This is a genomic window from Actinomyces sp. 594 (assembly GCF_019325145.1).
GTDB lineage: Bacteria > Actinomycetota > Actinomycetes > Actinomycetales > Actinomycetaceae > Actinomyces.
The window spans coordinates 27191-30713 of sequence record NZ_PIZC01000018.1; the positions used below are offsets into that span (position 1 = coordinate 27191).

2 protein-coding genes are annotated in these 3523 nt (G+C 69.9%); both read left to right on the plus strand.

The features are described 5' to 3' along the window. Nucleotides 1-958: ABC transporter ATP-binding protein (locus GZ998_RS02625; RefSeq protein ID WP_219108822.1), on the plus strand; the 958-nt coding region annotated here is incomplete at its 5' end. Further along, the gene (locus tag GZ998_RS02630) at nucleotides 955-2730 is read left to right on the plus strand and encodes an ABC transporter ATP-binding protein (protein WP_219108824.1); all 1776 of its coding nucleotides are present in this window, start codon (nucleotides 955-957) and stop codon (nucleotides 2728-2730) included. The genes GZ998_RS02625 and GZ998_RS02630, both read left to right, overlap by 4 nt. The last annotated feature ends 793 nt before the right edge of the window (nucleotides 2731-3523 follow it).

Below are 3523 nucleotides of genomic sequence, written 5' to 3' on the forward strand. Positions count from 1 at the left end.
CTTCCTAGTGGGGCCGCTGGGCGTGATGGCCGACCTGATCCAGTTTTCCACCCGCGCCTGGGTGGGCGCCCGCAAGGTGGCCCGCATTGAGGCGGTCGAGCCACTCACCGACGACGCCGGCATCGTCCCCGGGACGCACCTGGACCCGACCGGCGACCTGACCGACCTCACCTCCGGGGTGGTGCTGCCAGGCGGGCGGATGACCGCCCTGGTGTGCGCCGACCCCGCCCGGGCCGCCTCCCTGGCCGTGCGTCTGGGCCGCGCCGACGACGCCGACGGCCCCGTCGCGCTCGGCGGCACCGATCTGCGGACGGTTCCGCTGGAGGAGGTGCGCCGCACCATCGTCTTCTCCGGCGCCCACGCCGAGGTCTTCGCCGGGACGCTAGCCGACGAGATCCTCGGCGACGAGATCCCGCTGTCCGGTCCGCGCTCGACCGCCGACGTCATCCGCTCCGGCGCACTGGCCGGCGCCCACGGCGACGAAGGACCCGCCGCTGGAGGAGGTGCGCCGCCACTGACCCCCGCCCAGCGGGAGCGCGCCGAACATGCCCTCGACGTCGCCGCGGCGGGCGACGCCCTGGACTCCCTCGGCGGCCTGGACGGTCAACTCACCGAGAAGGCCCGCAACGTCTCCGGTGGGCAGCGTCAGCGCCTGGCCCTGGCCCGCGCCGTCGCTCGCCGTGCGCCCGTTCTGGTGCTGGTAGAGCCCACCAGCGCCCTGGACTCCCATACCGAGGATCTGGTGGCCCGGCGACTGCGCGAAGACCGCCGCGGACTCACCACCATCGTCGTCACCGCCTCTCCGCTGCTGCTGGGCCGCTGCGATGAAGTGGTGCTGCTCGACGTCGTCGCGGCGCAGGTGCGTGAAATCGCGCGCGGCACCCACCACGAGCTGAGCGCGCTGGACGCCTACCGGGCCGTCGTCGAACGCGGGGTCGAGGCGGGAGGGAGGCAATGAACCGGCGCCTGCCCGTGGCCGACGCCGTTGCCGTACGCCGTCGCGCCCTCGAGTTGATCAGGGAGCACAAGGGCGCCGTGGCCGCCGTAACCACTCTCCAGCTGTTGGCCGCCCTGGCCGCGGTGGGCATCCCGCGGGTGCTCGGAGACATGGTGGATCTGGTGGCAGGCGCCGAGGGCGCTGCGGCCGCCTCCGTGGCCGGGCGGCTGCAGGGGCTCATCGCCGTCGTCATCGCCCTGGCGATAGGAAACGCCGTCCTGACCGGCTGCGGCGAGTACCTGGCCCGCGTACTGGGGGAGCGGGTCTTCGCCGAGCTGCGTGAGCGTCTGGTCGGTTCTGCCATGCACCTGCCGCTGTCGGTGGTCGAGTCCGCCGGCACCGGTGACCTGTTGGGGCGCACCGGCCGCGACCTGGAGTCCATCCGCAACGTCGTCCAGCGCGGTGTCAGCCAGATCCTGGTGATCGTGCTGACGCTGCTTACGATCGTCGTCGCCGCAGTGATCACCTCCCCAAGGCTCAGTCCCGCCATGATCGTGCCGCTGCTGGCTGTGGTGCCGGTGTGGCACTGGTACCTGCGGCATGCGGTGCCCGCCTACCGGGCCATGAACGCCATGTGGGCCGAGGTCGACGGCGTCATCGCCGAAACCGCCGACCAGGCCGACACCGTTGACGCTCACGCGCTCGGGGCGCGCCGCAACCGCATCCTGGATCGCGCCACGATCGAGGTCTGGTCCACCGAGCAGTACACACTTTGGCTGCGCATCGTCCTGCTAACCGCGTTGGGGCTGGGGTCATTCGTGCCGGTGATCGCCGTCGTCGCCTGGGGCGCCTGGTTGGCCGGCCGTGGTGCCGTCACTCTCGGGGCCATAACCACGGTGGCGCTGTACGCCATCCAGTTGCGCACACCCGTTTCGGAGGTGACTTACTGGATCGACTCCCTGCAGTCGGCGGGTGCGGCCATGTCCCGGATCGTGGGTGTGGAATTGGTACGCCCCGACCGGGATGCCACCAGCGGGGCGGTCACGGGTCGGCCACCGCGTGCGCGCGGCGTCTCATACGCCTACCGGCCCGGACACGACGTCCTGCATGACGTCGATCTGGAGCTGATCCCGGGGGAGCGACTGGCCGTGGTCGGCCCGTCCGGCTCGGGCAAGTCCACGCTCGGCCGCATGCTCGCCGGCGTTCACCCGCCCACCCGCGGGCGGGTTACGGTGGGTGACGGTGAGGACGGCGATGGAATCGACCTGACCGCGCTCACGGAGGACGCACTGCACCGCGAGGTGGTACTCGTGACCCAGGAGCACCACGTCTTCGCCTGCAGCCTGGCGGACAACCTGCGACTGGCGCGCACCGACGCCACCGACGCCGAGCTCAAGCGAGCACTGGAAGTAGTGGGGGCTGATGACTGGGTGGGGGGTCTGTCCGACGGCTTGGAGACCCTTGTCGGCGCCGGCGGCGCGCAGCTGACTCCTGGGCAGGCCCAACAGGTGGCACTGGCTCGCATCGTGCTGATGGACCCGGCCACACTCGTGCTGGATGAGGCCACCAGCCTGTTGGATCCGAGCGTCGCCCGATCCGCCGAGCGCTCGCTGGATGCTGTCCTGGCTGGGCGTACCGTGGTGGCAATCGCTCACCGACTGGACACGGCCGCGGCCGCCGACAGGGTGGCGGTGGTGATTGACGGGCGGATTGTGGAACTCGGTCCGCATGCGGAGTTGCTGGCGGCCGAAGGGGAGTACACCCGCCTCTGGCGCGCCTGGGCCAGCCGCTGAGCGCCGCTCACCCCACTTCCCTTCCCTTCCCTTCCCCGCGAGACCGGCACTTGTTACGTGCTGAGACCGGCACTTGTAACGTGTCGAGGTCGGTCGGAATGCGTACGCATTTGGCTCTCACGTACGCGAGGCGGTGTAGGAGGGTGGTCTCGAGGGCACGGAGTGCTCCATGCGTAGGCGGCCGGGCCACAGGCGGCGCTTACCGGTCTCGGTACGTAACTTTGACCGATCTCGGCGGTAATAAGGCTCTTCCGGTTTGTGGGTGTGGTGGTCGGGGGCGGGGCTGTGGTTTGGGTGGTTGTTGTCGGCGGGTGCCGAGCTGGCGAGTACGACCCCGTGATCCCCAGGCCCTCCACGTTCGGGAGGGTTTGGGGCTGATAAGGACGTTCTCGGGCCGCAGAGGACGTACTCGCCGGACCAGGGGCGTCTCGGGCAGGCGAGGTCGTTCTCGGGCGGGTGGTGCTGACTTGCGACGATTCCTTGGGATCATCTGGGTGCCGGACCGGGGCCGCGACCATTGACGATACGCCGGTGATCTTGGAGCCCTACTCGACACGCCCCGGGCCAAGACACGACCGCCCGGGCGCCGACCCGACTTGTGCGCCCATGCGCCCCCGGATGACGGTTCGGTACTTGGCGTGACGGTTCGGCACTTGGCACCAACGCTTCGGCACTTCCAACGACGGTACGTACCCCTGGGTGCCTGTGATGTCTCATGACTTCTGGGACTGTTGGATCTCATGACATCTGGGAGTGTCAGAAGTCGTGAGATTCTGGGAGGCCCTGGGTGGGG